This is a genomic window from Streptomyces viridifaciens, from assembly GCF_001888885.2.
Classification (GTDB): Bacteria; Actinomycetota; Actinomycetes; order Streptomycetales; family Streptomycetaceae; genus Kitasatospora; species Kitasatospora aureofaciens.
The window spans coordinates 6,918,519-6,938,895 of record NZ_CP090841.1 but is presented as its reverse complement, the minus strand read 5'-3'; the positions used below and the strand labels follow the sequence as shown (position 1 = coordinate 6,938,895).

General features: G+C 74.3%; 20 protein-coding genes. 10 read left to right on the top strand and 10 right to left on the bottom strand.

All coding sequences use genetic code 11. The features are described from left to right. The first annotated feature begins 89 nt into the window (after nucleotides 1-89). Nucleotides 90-521: a YchJ family protein gene (locus tag BOQ63_RS38275; protein WP_030285186.1), complete on the top strand. Its 432-nt coding sequence runs from the start codon at nucleotides 90-92 to the stop codon at nucleotides 519-521. 4 nt (nucleotides 522-525) lie between these two features. On the opposite strand, the gene BOQ63_RS38270 is transcribed toward BOQ63_RS38275, so the two are convergent. Then, nucleotides 526-1,482, bottom strand: a complete 957-nt coding sequence (locus BOQ63_RS38270; protein WP_191093627.1) for a polysaccharide deacetylase family protein — start codon at nucleotides 1,480-1,482, stop codon at nucleotides 526-528. 158 nt (nucleotides 1,483-1,640) lie between these two features. On the opposite strand from BOQ63_RS38270, the gene BOQ63_RS38265 reads away from it, so the two are divergent. After that, entirely contained in the window at nucleotides 1,641-2,174 is a 534-nt protein-coding gene (locus tag BOQ63_RS38265; RefSeq protein WP_030285182.1) for a GNAT family N-acetyltransferase, read from the top strand. Here the strand turns inward: BOQ63_RS38265 and BOQ63_RS38260 are convergent. Beyond that, a complete protein-coding gene (locus BOQ63_RS38260; protein WP_223886164.1) occupies nucleotides 2,155-3,105 on the bottom strand; it encodes a carbohydrate kinase family protein in 951 nt (316 codons plus the stop codon). The genes BOQ63_RS38265 and BOQ63_RS38260 overlap by 20 nt on opposite strands. Before the next feature lie 376 nt (nucleotides 3,106-3,481). Here BOQ63_RS38260 and BOQ63_RS38255 point away from each other — a divergent pair, with 376 nt between their 5' ends. The 4 genes from BOQ63_RS38255 to BOQ63_RS38240 all read left to right on the top strand — a co-directional run bounded on the left by BOQ63_RS38255 (nucleotide 3,482) and on the right by BOQ63_RS38240 (nucleotide 8,395). Then, entirely contained in the window at nucleotides 3,482-5,002 is a 1,521-nt protein-coding gene (locus BOQ63_RS38255) for a M1 family metallopeptidase (RefSeq protein ID WP_454131752.1), read from the top strand. 364 nt (nucleotides 5,003-5,366) lie between these two features. Then, nucleotides 5,367-5,603: a hypothetical protein gene (locus tag BOQ63_RS38250; RefSeq protein WP_030285176.1), complete on the top strand. Its 237-nt coding sequence runs from the start codon at nucleotides 5,367-5,369 to the stop codon at nucleotides 5,601-5,603. A gap of 334 nt (nucleotides 5,604-5,937) precedes the next feature. Then, nucleotides 5,938-7,515, top strand: a complete 1,578-nt coding sequence (locus tag BOQ63_RS38245) for an alpha/beta fold hydrolase (protein ID WP_223886163.1) — start codon at nucleotides 5,938-5,940, stop codon at nucleotides 7,513-7,515. Nucleotide 7,516: 1 nt separating this feature from the next. Next, nucleotides 7,517-8,395: a DUF4436 family protein gene (locus tag BOQ63_RS38240; protein WP_072655820.1), complete on the top strand. Its 879-nt coding sequence runs from the start codon at nucleotides 7,517-7,519 to the stop codon at nucleotides 8,393-8,395. A gap of 114 nt (nucleotides 8,396-8,509) precedes the next feature. Here the strand turns inward: BOQ63_RS38240 and BOQ63_RS38235 are convergent, their stop codons facing one another. The 4 genes from BOQ63_RS38235 to BOQ63_RS38220 form a co-directional block, all read right to left on the bottom strand. After that, on the bottom strand, nucleotides 8,510-9,256 hold the full coding sequence (locus tag BOQ63_RS38235; protein ID WP_050366989.1) for a hypothetical protein: 747 nt from the start codon (nucleotides 9,254-9,256) through the stop codon (nucleotides 8,510-8,512). A gap of 208 nt (nucleotides 9,257-9,464) precedes the next feature. Next, nucleotides 9,465-11,129, bottom strand: coding sequence for a sigma-70 family RNA polymerase sigma factor (locus BOQ63_RS38230; RefSeq protein WP_150476282.1), 1,665 nt, complete (start codon nucleotides 11,127-11,129; stop codon nucleotides 9,465-9,467). Nucleotides 11,130-11,307: 178 nt separating this feature from the next. Then, the gene (locus tag BOQ63_RS38225; protein WP_051746938.1) at nucleotides 11,308-12,303 is read right to left on the bottom strand and encodes a CAP domain-containing protein; all 996 of its coding nucleotides are present in this window, start codon (nucleotides 12,301-12,303) and stop codon (nucleotides 11,308-11,310) included. Nucleotides 12,304-12,473: 170 nt separating this feature from the next. Beyond that, complete coding sequence (locus BOQ63_RS38220) at nucleotides 12,474-12,953, bottom strand: GNAT family N-acetyltransferase (protein WP_030285162.1); 480 nt, start codon at nucleotides 12,951-12,953, stop codon at nucleotides 12,474-12,476. A 227-nt stretch (nucleotides 12,954-13,180) separates the two neighbouring features. Between BOQ63_RS38220 and BOQ63_RS38215 the strand changes: the two genes are divergently transcribed. After that, complete coding sequence (locus BOQ63_RS38215; RefSeq protein WP_223886162.1) at nucleotides 13,181-13,921, top strand: hypothetical protein; 741 nt, start codon at nucleotides 13,181-13,183, stop codon at nucleotides 13,919-13,921. An 85-nt stretch (nucleotides 13,922-14,006) separates the two neighbouring features. Here BOQ63_RS38215 and BOQ63_RS38210 read toward each other — a convergent pair whose 3' ends face one another. Both BOQ63_RS38210 and BOQ63_RS38205 read right to left on the bottom strand, forming a co-directional pair. Continuing rightward, a complete protein-coding gene (locus BOQ63_RS38210) occupies nucleotides 14,007-15,398 on the bottom strand; it encodes an MFS transporter (RefSeq protein ID WP_030285158.1) in 1,392 nt (463 codons plus the stop codon). A 7-nt stretch (nucleotides 15,399-15,405) separates the two neighbouring features. Next, nucleotides 15,406-16,200 (bottom strand): glycerophosphodiester phosphodiesterase family protein, encoded by a 795-nt coding sequence (locus BOQ63_RS38205; RefSeq protein ID WP_033350072.1) that lies wholly within the window; start codon nucleotides 16,198-16,200, stop codon nucleotides 15,406-15,408. A gap of 290 nt (nucleotides 16,201-16,490) precedes the next feature. Here BOQ63_RS38205 and BOQ63_RS38200 point away from each other — a divergent pair, with 290 nt between their 5' ends. Then, nucleotides 16,491-17,096, top strand: coding sequence for an SGNH/GDSL hydrolase family protein (locus BOQ63_RS38200; RefSeq protein WP_030285154.1), 606 nt, complete (start codon nucleotides 16,491-16,493; stop codon nucleotides 17,094-17,096). A 45-nt stretch (nucleotides 17,097-17,141) separates the two neighbouring features. On the opposite strand, the gene BOQ63_RS38195 is transcribed toward BOQ63_RS38200, so the two are convergent. Then, complete coding sequence (locus BOQ63_RS38195) at nucleotides 17,142-17,420, bottom strand: hypothetical protein (protein ID WP_072655818.1); 279 nt, start codon at nucleotides 17,418-17,420, stop codon at nucleotides 17,142-17,144. Between the two features lie 9 nt (nucleotides 17,421-17,429). After that, nucleotides 17,430-17,987, bottom strand: coding sequence for a DUF3291 domain-containing protein (locus BOQ63_RS38190; RefSeq protein WP_030285148.1), 558 nt, complete (start codon nucleotides 17,985-17,987; stop codon nucleotides 17,430-17,432). Between the two features lie 388 nt (nucleotides 17,988-18,375). Between BOQ63_RS38190 and BOQ63_RS38185 the strand changes: the two genes are divergently transcribed. Together BOQ63_RS38185 and BOQ63_RS38180 are read left to right on the top strand one after the other, a co-directional pair. Then, entirely contained in the window at nucleotides 18,376-19,920 is a 1,545-nt protein-coding gene (locus BOQ63_RS38185; RefSeq protein WP_030285147.1) for an ATP-dependent DNA ligase, read from the top strand. Between the two features lie 217 nt (nucleotides 19,921-20,137). Beyond that, nucleotides 20,138-20,356: a ferredoxin gene (locus tag BOQ63_RS38180; protein ID WP_072655817.1), complete on the top strand. Its 219-nt coding sequence runs from the start codon at nucleotides 20,138-20,140 to the stop codon at nucleotides 20,354-20,356. Nucleotides 20,357-20,377: the final 21 nt, after the last annotated feature.

The window sequence follows — 20,377 nt, the reverse complement described above, 5'->3', positions numbered from 1 at the left end:
CGCCCCGAGTAGGACCCGCCGGGCCCGTCCCTCCCGACCGGGGGACGGGCCCGGCGTGCGGCCGCCGGCCGTGGGGGACAATGGACGGCATGTCCCGACGTCGTTCCGCGCCCCGCCCCGCCGTTCCACGGCTGCTGCCCTCCTCCCCGTGTCCGTGCGGTTCGTCCGCCGCCTACGGCGACTGCTGCGGCCGGCTGCACCGCGGCCAGGCGAAGGCCACCACCGCCGAGTCGCTGATGCGCTCCCGGTTCAGCGCGTTCGCCGCGCAGGACGAGGCCTATCTGCTGCGCACCTGGCACCCGGACACCCGGCCCGCCGAGGTGGACTTCGACCCGGCGCTGCGCTGGACCCGGCTGGAGGTCGTCTCCACCAGCGAGGGCGGCGCCTTCCACGCCCAGGGCACCGTCGCCTTCCGGGCGCACTGGACGGAGGGCGGCGAGGAGGGCGTGCTCACCGAGCACAGCCGGTTCGTCCGGCACGAGGGCGCCTGGGTGTACCTCGACGCCCTCTCGCTCGGCTGAGGCCCTACAGGTAGTCGTCGAGGCGGCCCAGCGAGAAGCCGGCCGCGGTGACGTCGTTGACCACCTTGCGCAGCAGGTCCGGCATGGTGGCCTTCCAGTCGGAGATGCCGCGGAAGTGGGTGAGGATGATGTCGCCCGGGTGAAGGGTGCGGTCGTCGTAGCGCCACTCCATGTGGTCCGGGAAGGCCTCCTCGTTCCACAGCGGCACCGCCTGCACCCCGCAGGAGGCGGCCGCGCGCAGGGTGTCGTCGTTGTACTCGCCGTACGGCGGCCGGAACAGCCGGGGGCGGACGCCGATCTGCCGCTCCAGCTGGTCCTGCTGGTCGCAGATCTCCTGGCGCTGGGTCTCGTAGTCGAGGACCTTGAGGTTGCGGTGGTTGATGGTGTGGTTGTTGATCTCCACGCCCTGCTGGTGCAGGTCCCGGAAGTAGCCGTAGTTGTCGCGGACGAGGTAGTCGGAGAGGAAGGCGCTGACCGGGATGCCCAGTTCCCGGGCCATCCGGGAGAACTCCGGGTCCTTCTCGAAGCCGTCGTCGATGGTCAGGAAGACCACCTTCTCCTGGATCGGCACCCGGAACACCACGGGCGGGCGGCCGTCCTTCAGCTTGACGCCCTGCACCGGGGTGAGCGCCGTCCTGGTCGCCGGGCGGGGCGGGGCCTTCAGCGGTGGGCGGTCGAGGCCCCAGCGCTGTGCGGCCTCCAGGGCGGCGCGGGCCGCGTCCGCCTGGCGGGCGTCCGCCTCACCACTGCCCTCCTCCTCCTGACGGGCCAGCCCGGGGACCTTCAGCGGCACGGCCCCGAGCGCTGCGGAAGCTCCCCCGGTGGGGGAGGGCTCCGGCTGGGCGGCGGGGGCGGCGCAGCCCGCGACCACGGCGGTGAGGCAGACGGCCGCGAGCAGGCCGGTCCGCTTCCGGCTCGTCCTCGAACCCGCACTGTTACGACAAACTGATGGTCCGTTCATAGCTGCTACTGCTCCCCCGCCGTACGCCTCCGCCAATCCCCCCGTCACCCACCCGGGGCAACGGCGCGCCGGTCGCCTTGCCGTTCCTTTGCCGACCCTCCGGAACCGGCACGAAAAACCCTTTGCGGTCACGGCCCCGGGAAGCGGATCATGCGCGCATGACCGACACCGCGCCCAGCCGCTCCGATCTCTGGACCGTCACCACGGCCGACGTGACCTCCCCCGAGGCCGAGGCGCTGCTGCGCGAGTACTACTACGACGTGGCCAACCGCTACTACCGCCTCCACCTGGGCCGGGAGGGCACCCCGGAGCAGCTGGAGGCCGGCTTCGCCGACTCCCCCAGCGACGACCTGACCGCCCCCACCGGTCTGTTCCTGCTCGGCCGCTACCACGGCGCCGCCCAGTCCTGCGCCGGCCTGCGGCGCCACGACGCCACCACCGTCGAACTCACCCGCGTCTTCGTCCGCCCAGGCCTGCGCGGCACCGGCGGCGGCGCCCGGCTGCTCGCCGCCGTCGACGAGGCCGCCCGCGCCATGGGCGCCGAGCGGATCGTCCTCGACACCCGCCTCGACCTGGTCGAGGCCCGCGCCCTCTACCTGCGCAACGGCTACCGGGAGATACCGGCGTACGGCGAGACCGGGCCCTACTCCGAGATCTGGTACGGCAAGGAGCTCACCGCGGCGTCCCGGTAGCGGAGTCGAACGGCCGGGTACGGCTCGACACCGCGTCGGCGTCCGCCAAGCGCCCCAGGGCGTCGGCCAGTTCGGCAGCCGAGGGCGGGTTGGCGCCGGGGCGCGAGACGGTCACGGCAGCGGCGGTGACGGCCCGGGTGAGGCAGTCGGCGAGGTCGGCACCGCAGGCACGGGCGTGCAGGAAGGCGGCCATGAAGGAGTCGCCGGCGCCGACCGTGTCCGCGACGGGTACCGGGACGGCCGCCACCCGCTCCCGGCGGCCCTCGGCGGTGAGCGCGACGGCGCCCTCCGCGCCGAGGGTGACGGCGACCACGGCCGGGCCGAGGGTGAGCCAGCGCTCGGCGACGGCCTCGACGGGCTCGCCGGGGTAGAGCCAGCCGAGGTCCTCGTCGCTCGCCTTGACCAGGTCGCTGAGCGCCACGCAGCGCTCGACCCGGCGGACGGCCTCCGCCCGCTCGCCCATCAGCGCGGGGCGCACGTTCGGGTCGTAGCTGACCTGCGTCCGGCCCCGCCAGCGCCGCACCAGGGCCAGCACCGAGGCCGCGCCCGGTTCGGTGACCGCGCCGATCGAGCCGAGGTGGATCGCGGCGGGGGCCTCGGAGAGCTCGGTCGGCGGGAGGGTCCAGCCGATGTCGAAGGTGTACTGCGCCCGCCCCTGACCGTCCAGCCGCACCAGCGCCGAGGGCGTCCGCGCCACCTCGGCGGCGCGGACCTCGACCCCGGCCGACTCCAGGTGGGTGCGGATCAGCCGCCCGTTGGCGTCCGGCCCGAGTTCGGTGACCAGCACGGCCGGGCGGCCCAGCCGGGCCAGGCCGTACGCGAGGTTGGCCGGGCTGCCGCCGGGGTGCACCCGGTCGGGGGCGCCGTCGGTGCGGACGATGTCGGCGACGCACTCGCCGATCACCACTACGGCTGAAGCGGGGCTGGTCACGGCGGCTCCTGGCATCCGGATCGCGGGCGTCGTCTCGGGCGCCAGCCTACGGGGTGCGCCCGAGGAGCCGTCAGAGCGCCGAGGAGCAGGAGCCGTCAGCGGGCCGGGCAAGCGTCGGAGCACAGGAGTACGGCCGCCGGACCTGGCCAGGTTCTCCGACGGCCGTGGCCCCGTCCGTCAGGGGACGAAGCACTTCGAACGTTAGCCCCGGCCCCGGGGTGCCGCCAGCACCGTGGTCCGTACGGGGGATGTCCGCGTGTCGTCACGGTTCGGGCGGAGCCGCCCCGCTGGGTCTGACGGACCACTAGGGTCCGTGCCCGGTGTCCGTCGCACGCGTACCGTCGCACGGTCCCGCCCCCTCCTCCGTCGAAGTGTGGTGATCGCCCTGTTCAGGCCCCGTGTCGGTCTCGCCCTGGCGTTGGTGCTCAGTGCGGCGCTGCTGTCCGCGAGCGTCCCGTCGGCCACTGCCGCGGGCGGGCTGGGCGATCCGGTCTTCCCCGCGCTCGGCAACACCGGGTACCGCGCGCTCGACTACGACCTGTCCTTCGAGTACCGGCCCGGCAGCCGGACAGTGGACGCCACCGCGGTGATCACCACCCGGCTCTCCCGCACCCTCGCCCACCTGGAGCTGGACTCGCTCGGGCTGGACGTGCACGCCGTCCGGGTCGACGGGCGCCCGGCGCGGTTCGCCACCCACGGCGAGAAGCTGACCGTCACCCCGGCCCGTCCGCTGCGCCGTGGCGCCACCGCGCGGCTGACCGTCGAGTACACCGCCGACCCGCGCGCCGCGCTGCCGCACACCGGCTGGGTGCCGACCCCCGACGGCTTCGCGGTGGCCGGGCAGCCCGCGAGCGCCCACACCGTCTTCCCCTGCAACGACCACCCGAGCGACAAGGCCCGCTTCACCGTCGCGGTGACCGCCCCGGACGCACTCCTGGGCGTCGCCAACGGGGAGTTGACGCAGACCGAGCGGCTCGGCGACGGCCGGACCACCCGGCACTACGTCTCCCGCGAGCCGATGGCCACCGAACTCGTCCAGGTGTCGGTCGGCGACTACACCGTCCGCGAGCGCACCGGCCCGCGCGGGCTGCCGCTGCGCGACGTCGTCCCCACCGCCCGGCTCGCCGAGCTGACCCCCGCACTCGACCTCACCGCCGACCAACTCCACTGGGCTGAGCAGCACTTGGGTCCGTTCCCGTTCGAGTCCTACGGCATCCTGCCGGCCAACACCGACGACCCGGCGGCCTTCGGCTTCACCGGACTGGAGACCCAGACCCTCACCCTCTACAAGCCGGGCTTCCTGCGCCAGGCCGAGCCGGCGATCGGCTCGCACATGATGCACGAGCTGGTGCACTCCTGGTTCGGCGACAGCGTCTCCCCCGCCACCTGGGCCGACCTGTGGCTCAACGAGGGCCACGCCGACTACTACGGCCTCCTCTACCGCTACGAGCGCGGCTGGCCCGACGCCTGGGGCCACACCACCCTGGTCGACCGGATGCGCATGCTCTACGGCCTCGGCGACCAGTGGCGGCACGACGCCGGGCCGGTCGCCTCCCCCACCGCCGACAACCTCTTCGACAGCCAGCGGTACACCGGCGGCGCGCTGGTGCTGTTCGCGCTGCGGGAGAAGGTCGGAGCGGCGACCTTCGACCGGATCGAACGCACCTTCCTGCGCGAGCACCGCTACGGCAACGCCACCACCCGGGACTACGTGCGCACCGCCTCCGAGGTCTCGGGGCAGGACCTCCGGGGCTTCCTGGACGACTGGTTGTACGGGCGGCGCACCCCGCCGATGCCGGGCCACCCGGACTGGACGGTCGCGCCGGTGGGCGCCGTCCCGGCCGCCGGCGAACGGGCGGCGGGGCCCGGCGCGCAGGAGGCGTCGGGGACGATCTGACGCGCTTCGCGGACTCCGGTCGACTTTCGGACGCTCTGCCGCGATTCGCCCGCCCGATCGCGCCGCGTTGCAACCCCGGGCGCCCCCGTGCGCCCCTGGCCGTCCCCGGTCCGGCGGGCCATGGTGGTCCCCACGGCCCGCGTGCCGCCCGGCCTGGCCCCGGCCGGCACGCGGGCCGTCCAACCCCGCCCGTGGCCCTCCCGCGGGGGAGCACGAGCGCGGACCGGATGCGGGACCCGCTGCTCGCTCTGGGCCCGGCCCCGCACCCGGTGGTGATGATGGGCGACGCCGGGACGCAGGACCGCTGAGCAGAAGCGGACGGAACCACCCGTAACCCTTGCGGCGCACGGTCGTTGGACCGGCCATGAAGAAGCGCAGCATGCTCGCCGTCGCCTCGATCGCGGTCGGTTTCGTGGCCTCCCTCACCGCGCCGAGTGCGCACGCCAGTGCCGTCGGCGGCCAGGAGGGAATGCCCGGCCCGGTGACCGGCGCAACGGACGCGGTGCCCGGCCAGGTCGGCGACGCGGGCGGCGTGGTCGGCCGGCCCACCGGGTTCGTGACCGGCACGGTGGACGGCCTGACGCCGGTCACGCCCGCGTAGGGCCGCTCCTTTCCACGAAGGTCCGGCTCCTCCGTGTGGAGCCCTCGAGTGGTGGACGTCTCTCCGTAGACCCAGGCTGGGCTACGCGATCCCCGTGCGAACTGTGCGGTGGCTGCCGGAATCGCGCGGCGCCGCCCTTCCGGGGACTTGAGAGAGACGAGACCTCATGCTGGGACACGGCGACAGCACGGGTGCCCCGTCGTCCGGGCACGGGAACGGCGGGTCCGGACGAATACGGGCGCGGCGGCGGTCCGGACGGCGACCCCGCCGGGGACCGCGGACCGGGGCGGCCCTCGCCGCAGCCGCTCCGGCGCTCCCGGGGGCGGTCGGTCCGGTGCGAGCCGGTCACCGGCGCGCCGCGCGACGACTCCTGACCACCCTGGCCGGGGCCACGGCCGGCATCCTCGTCACCGGCCCCGCCGCGCCGCCCGCCCGAGCCGGGTCCGGCGCCGGGGAGCCCCTCGGCACGGTCGCCCGGACGGTGGGCCACGCCCACTACCAGCCCGGCCACTGCCCGAGGACGGCCGATCCGACCCCCGGGCTGAACGGGGCCCGCTGCGGAACGCTCACCGTGCCCGAGGACCGCAGCCGCCCGGAGGGGCGGAAGATCACCCTCGGGGTCGCGACAGTGCCGGCCGCGCACCGAACGGCGGACGATCCGATCGTGTGGCTCGCCGGCGGTCCGGGCGACGACGCGGTCTCCGAGATCCAGCTCGCGCTCGACGGCAACCTGAACCGCGACCGGGACGTGATCTTCATGTCCCAGCGGGGCACGTACTCCGCCGACCCGGCGCTCACCTGCCCCGGCATCGACGGGTTCAACGCACGCGCCCTCGCCCTCCGCTACAACTCGCGGTCCACGGGGCGCCGGCACGTCGGGGCGACGCGGGCCTGCCACGACGAACTGGAGGCCCGCGGGGTGGACCTCGGCGCGTACAACAGCACCGAGAGCGCCGCCGACTACGCGGACCTGCGCGTCGCGCTGGGCGTCGAGCAGTGGAACGTGTTCGGCATCTCGTACGGCACCGACCTGGCCCTGCTCTACATGCGCCTGCACCCGAAGGGCATCCGGTCGGTCGGCATCGACGGCGTGCTGCCGCCGTCCCTGGCGGGCGGGGCCGTGACCTGGAGGGCCGCCCGCGAGGGCTTCGACGGCCTGTTCGACGCCTGCGCCGAGCAGCCCGCCTGCAACGCCCGTTACCCGGACCTGAAGGGCACCTTCGAGCGGCTCGTCGTCCAGTTGGAGGACGACCCGGTCACCACCACCGTCCCCGTTCCGGGCCGCCCGGAGCCGGCCGAGATCGTGCTGGACGGCGGGGCCCTGGTGAACTGGCTGGTCTCCGCCACCCACGTGGCGGCCGGAGTGCCCCGCTCCATCGACGAGTTGGCCCACGGGAAGCCGCAGCGGATCGCCGAGCAGTGGGCGGGCGGCAAGCTCAGCCCGCAGGCCGTCGGCAGGCTCTCGCACGGGCTCGCGTACGGCGTCTTCTGCGGCGAGTGGACGCCGTTCGAGAGCCGGGCCGAGGTGATCCGGGCGGGGCACCGCGCGTTCCCGTCCTTCCCCCGGTCGGTGGTGGCCAACGCCCCGCTGCTCGCCTTCCTCCACCCGGACTGCCGGGCCTGGGACGTGCCGGCGGCGGACGACTCGGTCCGGGACGTGACGTACAGCGACATACCGACGCTCGTGCTGTCCGGCGGGTTCGACGCCCAGACCGCACCGAGCAGCGGGGCGTACGCCGCCCGCACGCTGAGCCGGTCCACGGCGCTGACGATCCCCTACGTCGCCCATGTGGTCTTCGCGGACTCGCCCTGCGCGCAGTCGATCACGCGGTCGTTCTTCGACACCCCGACCGCTCCGGACAAGGGCTGCCTCGCGGGTCTCAAGCCGCCCCCGTTCGAGATCGCGCCGTGAGATGGGCGTCCTCGCCAGGCTGCGCGGCAACCGCTTCGTCCTCGCCGTCCTGCTCCTGGGCCTCGCCTGCGGCACGGGTGCCACGCTCTACCCCGACGAGCGTGAGACCCGGCAGCAGAGCCGGGCGCTCGCGACGCCGGGCACCCCCGACTGGGTCGAACTGAACGTCGCGTCCCAGGACTTCGACCCCGGCGGGGCGCACCTGGCGCTGTCCGTCGTGGCCGTTCCGCACGGGTCCCTGGCCCAGGGCCCCGGCCCGTCCGCCTTCACCCGCCAGGTGGAGATCACGGTCGGCGGGATCACCAGGACGGTCCTGCGGACGGCGCCCGGGGAGGTGGCGGCGCCGCAGCTCGTGCAGGCCGGCCTCTACGGCGGCACCGCGACCGACTACCCCTTCGACCGCTACCGGTTCACCGTCGGCTTCTCGGCCTCGGACGGCAGCGGCGCCGTACCCGTCGGTCTGGTGTTCGCCGACGCCGACCCGTTCTTCGCCGTCCACCCCCGCGCCGACGGCCCGGCGGCCGGCACGGTGGTCCTGGAGGCGAGGGCCGGCCGGGCGCGCAGCACACTGATCCTGGTGTGGTTCATGATCGGCGCGATGTGGGTACTGGCACTGGCCGTCATGGTCGGTGCGGAGGTGCTGCACCGCGCCGGGCTGGGCCTGGTGCGGCCCGCCCTCGGCTGGATGGCGGCGACCCCGTTCGCGCTGGTCGGTCTGCGCAACGCGGCACCGGGCGCGCCGCCGATCGGCTCGCTCTTCGACTACATCGCGTTCTTCTCGGCCGAGGCGATCATCGCGGCCAGCCTGGCCGCCGCCGTGATCACCGGCATCCGCGTCGAGCGCCGAAAACGGACCCGGGCGGGGCCGGAGGTTCCCTGACCCGGGGCCGGTTCGCCGACGGGGTGCGGGTCAGGGGCCCGGGGAGGGGACGGGTGCGGCCGTCGAGCGGTTCCCCTCCCCGGACCCGGTCCGGGGCGGTCGGGTGAGTCGCGGTCAGCTAAGGAGCAGGTACCAGCCGCCCAGGCCGTTGCAGCCGCTGCCGCTGTAGTTGCCGAGGCGGTAGCCCGGCGGGATCGGCACGTTGGGGCAGACCAGCAGGCCGGGCCTGGCGACCACCTCGAACCAGGAGCCGATGCCGCCGCAGCCGTTGATGTTGTGGCCGGTGGTCACGTAGCCGGGCGGGATCGGCGAGCCCGCGCAGACCCAGAGGCCGTCCCTGGCCCGCTGCATGAACCAGGCGTCGATGTTGGCGCAGCCCATGCCGCTGCCCGCGTGCTGGGTGATCACGTAGCCGGGCGGGATGGGCGAGGTGCCGCAGGTCCACAGGCCGTCGACGGGCAGCCGCATGTACCAGGAGTCGTAGCCGTCGCAGCCGGTGGGGTTGTGGCCGGAGAGCACGTACCCGGCCGGGATCGGGGAGGTGGCGCAGGTCCAGATCCCGTCCCGTACGGGTGTCTGCCACCACATGCCGGCGCCGTTGCAGCCGCTGTTCGTGTGGCTGGTGAGGACGTAGCCCGGGGTGACGGGCGCTCCGTTGCAGATCCACCCGATTCCCGCCGCGGCCTGGGCCGACACGGCGGCGCGGGCGGGCGCGGCGGCGGGCGCGGCGTTCGCCGTTCCGGCGGTGACGCCGGCGAGGACGGCGAGGACGGCGAGGACGGCGAGGACGGCCGCCAGCAGGGCGACCACCCCGGCCAGGGAGGCGAGTCGGCTGCGGATTCGGTGACGCAGTCCGTTCACTTCACACCAGTCCAATCGGCAGGTCCGGAAGGCGCCGCACGGACGGCCGCGCGGCGCCGGATTGGGGAGCTGGTGCGACCCTAACCGTACTTGGAACGATCCAATAGAGCTGGCATGGTTACGTCAAGAAGTTGGCCGGAAACGACCGCGCCGCCGCCCGCCGCCGGCACCGGCACCGGCACCGGCGGTCAGGACGGACGGGGGTGCGTCAGGACATCGGGGCGCCGAGGTCCTGGGTCCACAGGGTGCCCGCCGGACTGGCGGCGACGCCGACGCCGATGTCCTTGAGGCCGCAGTCGAGCATGTTGGACTGGTGGATGCCGCCGTCCATCCACCGGGCGAAGACGGCCGCCGGCGTGGTCGGGCCCCGGTCGAGGTTCTCGCCCCACTGGGACCAGCGGTAACCGGCCGCGGTGATCCGGGCGTCCGGGCGGACGCCGTCGGGGTTGACGTGGTCGAAGAAGCCGCGGGCGGCCATGTCGTCGGCGTGCTTCTGGGCGGAGCTGTGCAGCCGGGGGTCGATCCGCAGCGGGGCGCAACCCGCCTTGGCGCGTTCGGCGTTGACCAGGTCCACCAGCTGCCGCTCCGGGTTGGGCGGCGGCGCGGCGGTGGCCGACCGGGTCGCGGTCGGCGTGGGCGTCGGCGTGGATGTCGGGGTCTCGCTGGGCGTGGGCGTCGGGGTGGGCGTGGGAGTGGCCGACGGGGTCGCGGGCAGGGCCGCCGGGGTGTCCATCGCGGCGGCCGGGGTGCTGGGTTCGGGTGCCGCCGTGCTCGGCGGCTCGCCGTGGTTCGGCCAGACCAGGGCCAGGGTGGTGACCGCCACCGCGGCGGCCGCGCCGCTCGCCAGGACGGCCTTGCGGGCGGCTGCGCCGGCCCAACCGCCGTGCCCGCCCGAGCCGCTGGCGGTACCGGTGGCCGCACCCGAGCCCGTGCCCGAACCGGCGCCGGCGGTACCCGTTGTGCCCGCGGTACCCGCTGTGCCCGTTGTGCCGGTACCCGCCGCGCCCGGGCCCGTGCCCGCCGCACCTACGGCGGTGGCGGAGTGCCCGGCCGTCGCGGCGGTGGCCGCGGTGTGCTGGAGGTGCAGCAGGGTGGGCGAGGTCGAGGGGATCGGGACCATGGCGAGGCCGGCCAGCAGGCCTTCGGCGGGGAAGAGGTCGCGGCCGAGGCCGTCGCAGCCGGCGCAGCCGCGGATGTGCCGGGCGATCCGCTTGCGCCAGACCGAGTTCGGGGTGCCGTCGAACCCCACGGTGACCTCGGCGAGCTGGGGGCAGCGCGGATAGGCGCCGAGGGCGCGGACCACGACCCGGCCGGCCTCCAGCTGCTTCTTCATCCGCTGGACGCGGACGGCGGCGTGCTGCGGGCTCAGGTCCAGGGCCTCGGCCAGCTCGGCACGGGAGAGTTCACCGCTCGCCTCCAGCCACCACAGAGCGAGCAGCTCGCGGTCGTCCGGGTCCAGCCAGCGGGTGGCCTCGGCCACTTCGCGCCGCTGGCCGGACAGGCCGAGCCGCAGGATGGTGAGGTCGGTGAAGTCGGCCCGGGGGTCGGCGACTTCCCAGGTCTCGTCCAAGCCGCCGACGGTGGGCTGCTGCTGTCCGGCGGCATGGCGGCGGCGGACCTGGTTCATGGTGATGGCGACCAGCCAGGACCGGAAGGACTCCGGCTCGCGCAGCCCGTCGAGGCCGTCCAGGGCCCGGATCATGGTCTCCTGGGCGACGTCGTCCACGTCGGCGTGGCCGCCGAGGGCGCGGCCGGCCACGTTGTAGACGAGCGGCAGCCAGGCGGCGACCAGGGCCTCCTGGGCCTGCCGGTCACCTGCCTGCGCCGCACGTACCAGGGTCGTCCCGGTCCTGTTCTGCACATCAGCGTTCATGGTCCGCACTCCGTCTTGCCGTGTTTCCGTCCGCCGCTGCCTCCTGGGAGACCTGTGGGGAGTGATCAGATAACAACAATGTGAGCGGAATCGGAAAATCGGACTGCGTGTGAGGAGCGGGGCCGGGGCCCGATCGGAACCGTGCCCGGTCCCGGACGGAACCTCTGCCGGGGCCCGGTCAGGCCGGGGCGGCGAACACCTGGGTCCACCACGGGCCGTTGGCGCCGGTCCGCACACCCACCCCGAGCTGCGTGAAGGAGCAGTTCAGGATGTTCGCGCGGTGGCCCGGGCTGTTCATCCAGGCGTCCATCACCGCCGCCGGGTCCTTCTGACCGCGGGCTATGTTCTCGCCCCAGGTGCTCCAGCGGTAGCCGGTGGCCTCGATCCGGTGGTCGGCGTGGTAGCCCTCGGGGCTGGCGTGGTCGAAGTAGTTGCGGTCGGCCATGTCGTCGCTGTGCGACTGGGCCGCGCTCGCCAGCCGGGGCTCGGCGCTGACCGGACCGCAACCGGCCTTGGCGCGCTCGCCGTTGACCAGGTCCACGACCTGCTGCGCGTACGAGGTGTTCGGGCCGCCGCCCGCCGGGGCGGCCGCAGGGGCGGCGGCGGCCCGCTGGGCGGTGGCCCCGGCACCGTTCGCGCCCGTACGGGTGGCCGTCGGGCTCGCCTTCGCGGTGGCGGTGGGCCGGGCGCTCGCGGTCGCCGTCGCGGTGGGCGCGGCCGTCGGGGAGGCCGAGGCGGTCGCACCGGCGGTCTCGGTGGCGGTCGCGCTCGGGGTGGCCGCCGGGCCGGTCGCCGTCGGGCTGCCGGCCGGCAGCGCGGAGCCCGAGGGGTTGGTTCCCCCGGTGCCCGGCACCTGGATGCCGTCGTGGGTCCCCAGCTCGGCGGCGACCAGCGAGTCGGCCGCGGCCGCCTGCCCGGCGAGGTCCCGGTCCGACTGCTTGCCGTCGAACGCCGCGTACCCCGCCCCGGCCAGCGCGGCGAGCAGCCCGGTCCCGGCCACGGCGGCGACGACCGCCGTCACCGGCACGAAGCCGCCACGCCTGCGCCCCCGACGGCCGCGGCCCTGGTGCCGCTGGGCGGCGGCCCGCCGCGCGGCCCGGCCACCCGGGCGGCCGTGACCGCCGTCCCCGCTGCCGGTCACCGGGCCGATGGTCGTCCTGTCGTCGCTGTTCACGTGGCCACTGCTTTCTGTCCAGGTCGGCTGGTCGGGTGCCGACACCTGGGAGACCCCCCGGCGGAGGGCCGATAACAGAAAGTCCGAACGAATGTCCGGCGACTTGATCACGCGAACCGGTCAGGCGCCCCGGTTGACGACACGTTGACGTTCCAGGGTCCGAGGAACCCTCAGGAGTCCGTGCTCTCTGGGGCCATGTCATAGGTGACGAACATCGTCCGGGTGGCGACCTGGTCGTACTTGCTGCGCGCCCGGTGGTTGTCGTCCGCCGTGATCCACCGGATGGTGCTCCACCCGCGCTCCGCGGCGATCTCCCGCAGCCGGGCCAGCAGTTCGTCCACCGCCCCGCCGCCCCGCACCTCGGGAGCGACGAACAGGTCGTCCAGGAAGCCGCCGACCGCCCCGTGCAGCGGACGGGAGAACGGCCGGAAGTGCGCCAGCCCGACCGGTGTCCCGTCGGCGTCGCGGGCCAGCAGCCCCTCCAGCTCGTGCGCCGGGTCGTTGAGCCAGGACCACACCAGCTCGGCCTTCTCCTCCGGCATCGGCACCCGGTAGAACGCGCAGTACCCGCGGAAGAGCTCGCGCCAGGCCGGATGGTCCCCGGCCTCCGGCGCACTGACGGTCCAGCGCTTCGCGGCGGTGGTGCTCATTTTCGGTCCCCTCGGTCGGCCGGTCGTACTGGCCCGCCCAGCATGACGCCCCGTCGGCCCCCGGCCGATCTCCACCCCGGCCAACACCGCCCGCCCCGCACTCCACTGCGGCGGCTGTCCGCACGCACCTGCGAGCGGTACCCGGGAGAGTGAAGCGCTTTCCCCCGGTACGGGCCCATCGCCTACGGTGGGTCGACCCGACAGCCACGGAGCGGAGGTTCCCTGCGGTGGACGAGCCGACGACGCAGTACCAGGGCTACAGCTGGCAGGACGAGGACGGGGCGCAGCACATCGCCCTCTACCCGGGCAGCGAGGAGGCCGACGAGGAGGGCCTGGCGCGGCTGCGCGCCATGGGCGCCCGGCAGCTGGCGGAGCTGCGGGCCGAGCGGGCGGGAGAGGCCGGCCCCGGCGCCGCCCGCCCCGGGGCCAGGTGGCGCCGGTCCCTCACCGTGGACCTCCGGAACCCCACACCGCTGCCCGGTCCCCGGCTCGACCCGCAGTGGCTGCGGGCCTGGTGCGCGCGGACCGGCACGGCCCTGACCGGGTTCACCCGGTCCTTCGCCGCGCGGTACGGCTTCCCGCCCGGCGAGAACGCCTTGGCCCCCGCCACGGACGCCAGCCTGCGGGCGGCGGGGGCGCTCGGCGAGCTGCTGCCGGTCCCCCCGGATCTGGCGACGCTCTACGGGGAGCTCGACCGGGCGAGCCTGCCCGACGTCGACAACGGCTACTTCGTCCACTCGCCGGCGGCGGTCACGGGGCACGTCCGCGAGTACGGCACCCCGGCCATCGGGGGCGAACGGCTGGCGCTGGTCTTCGGCAGTGACGGCGGGGGCCACCTGTTCGCGACCGGACACAGCGGACGGGTCTGGAGGTCGACCACGGCCTCCCCGGACGGCGACTTCACGCTCGTCGCCCGCACGCTGGAGGAGTTCCTCGACGGCATCGGCCGGCTGGTCGCCGGTCTCTGACCCCGTACGGTGACCGCGTACAGGCGGCCGGGCTGCACGGGCGGCCGGGCGCGTACAGGCGGCCGCCCGGCCGCCGCCGATCGGCTCAGAGCCGCTCGGGCACCGGGTTGCCGACGGCCTCGATGGCGCGGCGCACCGGGACCTTCACCAGCACCGCGAAGCCGATCACGAAGAAGATCAGCAGCGAGATGATCGCCGAGCGGTAGCTGCCGGTGACCTGGTAGGCGAGGCCGAAGACCAGCGGACCCATCCAGCTGGTGCCGCGGTCGCTGACCTTGTAGACGCTGAAGTACTCGGCCTCCCGCCCCGCCGGGATGAGGTGGGAGAACAGCGAGCGGGAGAGCGCCTGGCTGCCCCCGAGCACCAGGCCGATCATGCAGGCCAACGCGTAGAACCAGACGGGCTGGTGGGCGGGCATGGAGTAGCCCAGGGCCAGGGTGACCACCCAGCCGACCAGCGAGCCGAGGATGGTCTTCTTGGCGCCGTAGCGGTGGGCGATCCGGCCGAGCAGCAGCGCGCCGCCGATCGCCACGATCTGCACCATCAGGACGGCGACGACCAGCGAGGTCTGCTCCATCCCGAGCTCCTCGCTGCCGTACAGCGAGGCCTGCGAGACGACGGTCTGGATGCCGTCGTTGTAGCAGAGGAAGGCGGCCAGGTAGAGCAGCGTCAGCGGGTGCCTGCGCATGCCCTTGAGGGTGCGGCCGAGTTCGCGCAGGCTGCCGGCGGCGGGTCGGTCGGCGGCGGCCGCGGTGCGCTCGCGGACGACGCCGGCCCGGGAGGGCAGCCGCAGCATCGGGACGATCGTGAACAGCGCCCACCACAGGCCGGCCGAGACCAGGCAGATCCGCACGGCGGTGCCGGAGGACAGGCCGAGCGCGTCGTGGCCCTGGAACAGCGCCAGGTTGGCGATCAGCAGCAGTCCGCCGCCCGCGTAGCCGTAGGCCCAGCCCTTGGAGGAGACCGCGTCGCGCTCGTCGGGGGCGGCCAGGCCCGGGAGGTAGGCGTAGGAGAGCGCCACGGACACCGCGTACGCGATGTTGGCGACCACCAGCAGCGCGCCGCCGAGCAGGTAGCGGTCGCCGTGCAGGAGGAACATCCCCATGGTGGCGAGCGCGCCGACGTAGGCGAAGCCGCACATCAGCTCCTTGTGCCGCCCGGTACGGTCGGCGACCGTGCCGGTCAGCAGCATCACCGCGACCGAGATCAGCACCGAGAAGGAGACCGTGTACGGGAAGAACGATCCGGCACGGATCGTCAGGCCCAGCGGATGCACGTTGCCGGACGCGTCGGCGGCGTTCTTCGCCACCTCGGTCAGGTACGGCCCGAGGAACACCGTCAGGACGGTGGCCGAGAAGGCGGCGTTGGCCCAGTCGTTGATGTACCAGCCGAACTGCATCCGGCGCAGGTCCCGGCCTTCGCCGGCGGACGCCGGGGGCGACGAGACGTCGTCCGGCAAGTGGTCCGTGGTGCTCATGGGGCTCCTATTTCACCGTGCTGGAGCCGGTGCTGCCGTCCGTCCAGCAGCCGCGCTCGCCGAGGACGTCCCGCAGGACGTCGATGCGATCCGCCATGATGCCATCCACACCGAGGTCGAGGAGAGCCCTGATCCGTGTGGGATCGTCCACAGTCCACACGTGGACCTGCAGTCCGAGCCGGTGGGCGGCCCGGACGAAGGCCCGGTCGACCACCCGCACCCCCTTGTGCCGCTCCGGCACCTGCGCGCACACCCCGGCGAACGGCGCCCCGCGCCCCGGCAGCAACGGCCCGGCCAGCGAGCGCAGCCGCAGCCGGGCCACCTCGCGCGGGCCCAGCGAGGTGGCCAGCCGGGGACCGGCGGCGGCGCGGACGGCGGCCAGCCGGCTGTCGGAGAAGCCGCCGACGCAGACCCGGTCCCAGGCGTCGGTCCGGCGGATCGCCTCGACCAGCGGCCCGACGGCCGGCGCCGCCTTCACGTCCACGTTGAAGCGGACCCCGGGGAACGCGCCGAGCAGGTCCTCCAGCAGCGGCACCGGCTCCGTACCCCCGATCCGGGCGCGCCTGACCTCCTGCCACGGCAGCTCGGCGAGCGCCCCTCGACGGTCGGTCACCCGGTCGAGCCGGGAGTCGTGGAAAGCCACCAGCACACCGTCCGCGGTGGCGTGCACATCCGTCTCCAGGTACCGGTACCCGAGAGCCACGGCGGCCTCGAAGGCGGCCAGCGAGTTCTCCGGATGCCCGAGTTCACCACCCCGGTGCGCGAAGGCCAGCGGCCCCGGGTGGTCGAGGAAGGGGTGCATGTGGTGCTCCGAGCTGCTGGGCGAGTACGCGGGCGCGGCCCGCTCCGACGGCGCCTCGGACCGCGCGCGTTACAGTATTACGCACCCTGTCAAGCAGTAACGCCTATGGGCGGTACGGCCTTCGGAGACCGGCCGTCGGCGGCCCGGCCACGGCCACCGGCGGGTTCTCCTCCTGGGAAGGCACTCCCGTGCCCTGGTGACCGGTTCCCGCCGACCGGCCCGCGACCTAGGATCGCCTCTCTGGGCGTTGCGGCGGGGAGCTGCGAGCGGAACGTTAGGGAGAAGGTCATATGGTCGAGCTTTCCGACGATCCGATGACCTGGGTGATGGCCGGAGACAGCATCACCCAGGCCGTCGAACACACCCACGGCGCGCGCGGCTGGGTCGAGCACGTGCGGGAACGGATCTGCTGGCAGCTGGACCGGCTGACGGACATCGTGATCAACACGGGCGTGTCCGCCTGGCGGGCCACCGACGTGCTCGGGGCGTACGACTTCGTCATCGGCCGGTTCGCACCGGACGTGCTGTCGCTGTCGCTCGGCACCAACGACGCGCACGCCGGGCCGGACGGGCTCCCGGAGTTCCGCGACGCCATGCGCGAGATCATCCGCCGGAGCGCCGGTGCGCAGATCGTGCTGCACACGCCCCTCGTGGTCAGCCAGGCCGGGAACATGCCCCACATCGAGCTGCCCGCGTACTGCCGGGCCGTCCGCGAACTCGCGGCGGAGACCGGCGCGCTGCTCGTCGACCACGAGGCGCACTGGCTCGCCGCCTTCCCCGACGGCGAGGCGATCGCGTGGCTCGACGACCCCGCCCACCCCAACGCCGCCGGGCATCTGCAGCTGGCCGATCACACCCTGCGCACCCTGGGCCTGGGCGAACTCAGCGCGCTCTGACACGGCGGGCACCCGGGCGGCGGCAGACCGTACGCGGGAGGGCGGTCACCCACCGGTGCGGCGCAGGTCGTAGAGGTACGACCTGCCGGCCTTCCAACTGCGCCAGGGGCCCGGCGGCGGAAACCTGCCGTCGCCCGAACCGCCGTGCAGCGGCCAGCCGTTGGCGGCCCCGTCGGCACCGACGGTGCACCACCCCCGGCCCGGCAGCCACCGGCACCACACGTCGAGGTCCACCCGCTTGAACGACGGCCTGCCGTTGAACTCGCCGTCCCGGCGGTAGCGGTAGACCAGGCCGTCCACGCGGCGGACGAACTCGATCGACACAGGGCCCCCTCAGCGGACCGGGTCGCTCTTCGGCCCGACGCTTCCGGCCCTGGCCGCAGTTCCGTCCGGGGCGAACGAGTGGTGGAAGGTGAAGGCGTGCGGCGCGGCGCCGTGGTCGTGCAGGTGCTCCAGCCTGGAGACCCCGTCCCGCCAGGCGGGTATCGCACCCTCGGAGACCCACCAGGTCACGTAGTTCGGGTACTCCGTCCTCTCGACCCAGTCATGACGCCTGGTCAGCGCCCGACGGTGCAGTCCGGTGTAGATGGCGTCGACGGCGGGGCTCAGGCCGGTCCAGAGTGAGAGGGTTGCGGCCAGGGCGGTGGTTTCCCTGGTACGGCCCTTGCTGTACCAGGCCGGTACGGCGAACTCCCCCCAGGCGCCCCAGTCCGCCTCGAAGAACACGCCCCGTTCACCGTCTGCCGCTTCGGCATGCGCGAGGTACCCGGGGTGCCGACTGATCTCCTGGTAGACGGTCGCGCCGACGTCGTAGAACTCCTCCGTGAGAGGCGCGGGATCGACAAGGGGTGACTTCAGGGTGCCGAACGTGTACAGCGCGAGATGGGGCATGTGTCTCTCCCTGGTTGGGGGCCCGACGTGGACCCGTTTCGGTGGCCTGGGCACGGGGGGCGAGGAGTGTGGGGCGTGACCGGCGCGCCCCGGCGTGGGCGGGCGGGCTCGGCGGCGAAGGAAACTCCGGTGCGCCGGTGGGCGATCACCGAGGACCAGGTGAAGGTAGCCGCTCCGGCGGGCCCTGTCGACGTTGCGTTTTCCCTGTCCAAGTGGCCTCCCGCGCCGGCCCGGGGGTGGCGGCCGACGCCCGGCCGCCACGCTGGCTCGAACGGCTGGTGGGGCAGGGCACGGCGGCTCCGGGCGTTGTGCGGGCTCTCTGAAGGGGGTGCCCCCGGGTGCGGGGGTGGGCGGGCGCGTCGATGCTGGGTGTTGGAGGTGTGGGCGGATGGGGCTGTGGCGGTTGGCGGTGGTGTCGCGGGAGGTGGCGGCGGAGCCCGGGCGGCGGGCGAAGGTGGGGTTGTTGGCGGGGTGCCTGCGGGAGTTGGGGGCCGAGGAGGGGGCGGCGGCGGTGGTGTTGCTGTCGGGTGAGGCACAGCGGTTGCGGACGGGGGTGGGGTGGGCCGGGCTGCGGGACCTGCCGGGGCCGGCGGCGGAGCCCTCGTTGGGTGTGCGGGAGGTGGAACGGGAGCTGGAGCGGCTCGCGGAGGTGCGCGGGGCGGGGTCGCAGGCGCAGCGGCGGCGGCTGCTGGTGGGGCTGTTCGGCCGGGCGACGGAGGTGGAGCAGGGGTTCCTGCGGGCGGTGCTGGTCGGGGATCTGCGGCAGGGGGCTCTGGACGCGCTGGTCGGGGAGGCGGTGGCGCAGGCGGCCGGGGTGCCGGTGACGGCGGTGCGGCGGGCGTTGATGTTCCGGGGGTCGGCGCGGGCAGTCGCGGAGGCGGCCTTGGGAGGGGGCGCGGCGGCGCTGGCGGCGTTCGGGCTGGAGGTGGGGCGGGCGGTGCGGCCGATGCTGGCGGCTTCGGCGCCGGACGTGGCCTCGGCGCTGGAGCGCACCGGGCCCGCTGGGGTGGAGTGGAAGCTGGACGGCATCCGGGTCCAGGTGCACCGGGACGGTGGAGAGGTGGCGGTGTTCACCCGCAGCCTGGACGACATCACCGCGCGCGTGCCCGAGGTGGCGGAGGCGGCGCTCGCGTTGCCGGTGCGGACGGCGGTGCTGGACGGCGAGGCCGTAGCACTCGGTCCGGACGGGCGGCCGCGCCCGTTCCAGGAGACCGCGGCGCGCTCCGCCTCCCGGCAGGATCCGGACCGGATGCGGGCCGAAGTACCGCTCAGCGTCTACTTCTTCGACCTGTTGCACCGGGACGGCGAGGACCTGGTGGACCGTCCGGGCCGGGAGCGCTGGGCGGCGCTGGCCGAGGCGGTGCCGGAGGGGCTGCGGGTGGCCCGGACCGAGACCGGGGACCGGTCGCAGGCGCTGGCGTTCTTCCGGGAGGCGCTGGCGCTCGGCCACGAGGGCGTGCTGGTGAAGGACCCGGCGGCCGGGTACGCGGCGGGGCGGCGCGGGGCCGGCTGGATCAAGGTGAAGCCCCGGCACACCCTGGACCTGGTGGTGCTGGCCGCCGAGTGGGGCAGCGGACGGCGGCAGGGGTTCCTGAGCAATCTGCACCTGGGGGCCCGGGCGACCGCGGCCGAGCCGGGCCTCGGCCCGTGGGTGATGCTCGGCAAGACCTTCAAGGGGCTGACGGATGCGACCCTCGACTGGCAGACCGCCGAGTTGCTCGCCCGGGAGACCGACCGGGATGCCCGGACGGTGCGGGTCCGGCCGGAACTGGTCGTCGAGATCGCCTTCGACGGCCTCCAGCGCAGCCCCCGCTACCCCGCGGGGCTGGCGCTGCGGTTCGCCCGGGTGGTGCGCTACCGGCCGGACAAGAGCGCCGCCGAGGCGGACACCGTCGCCACCGTACGGGAGCTGGCCGCCGCCGAAGGCCTGTGAACCGCACTCCGCGGAGCAGCGACGTACGCCGCCCTGCGGTATGGCGTCCATTCAAACCTATTGCCCCACAAGCCGGTTGGGACGAGCAACGAATCGGCCAATCTCGCTGATCCGGCCGCCGCGCCCTCCGTGGACGGACGAGCGGCGGTTAGGTTGGCGATGACAACGAGAGGCGGCCGCCGGGCAGCCGGCGGCGCACTGGCGAGAGGTGCCCGACATGCAGGTGAGCGTCGACCGTGACCGTTGCTGCAGCTCCGGGATGTGCGTCATGAACGCCCCCGCGGTCTTCGACCAGGACGACCGGGACAGCTTGGTGATGCTCCGTCAAACCGTCGTCCAGCCAGAGCAGTTCGAGGACGTCAGACTGGCCGCCGAGCTCTGCCCGAGCGGCGCGATCACCGTCACCGAGGACGGGGCGGCCGGGACCGGGGCCTGACGGGCAGGCCGTCGAACCCAC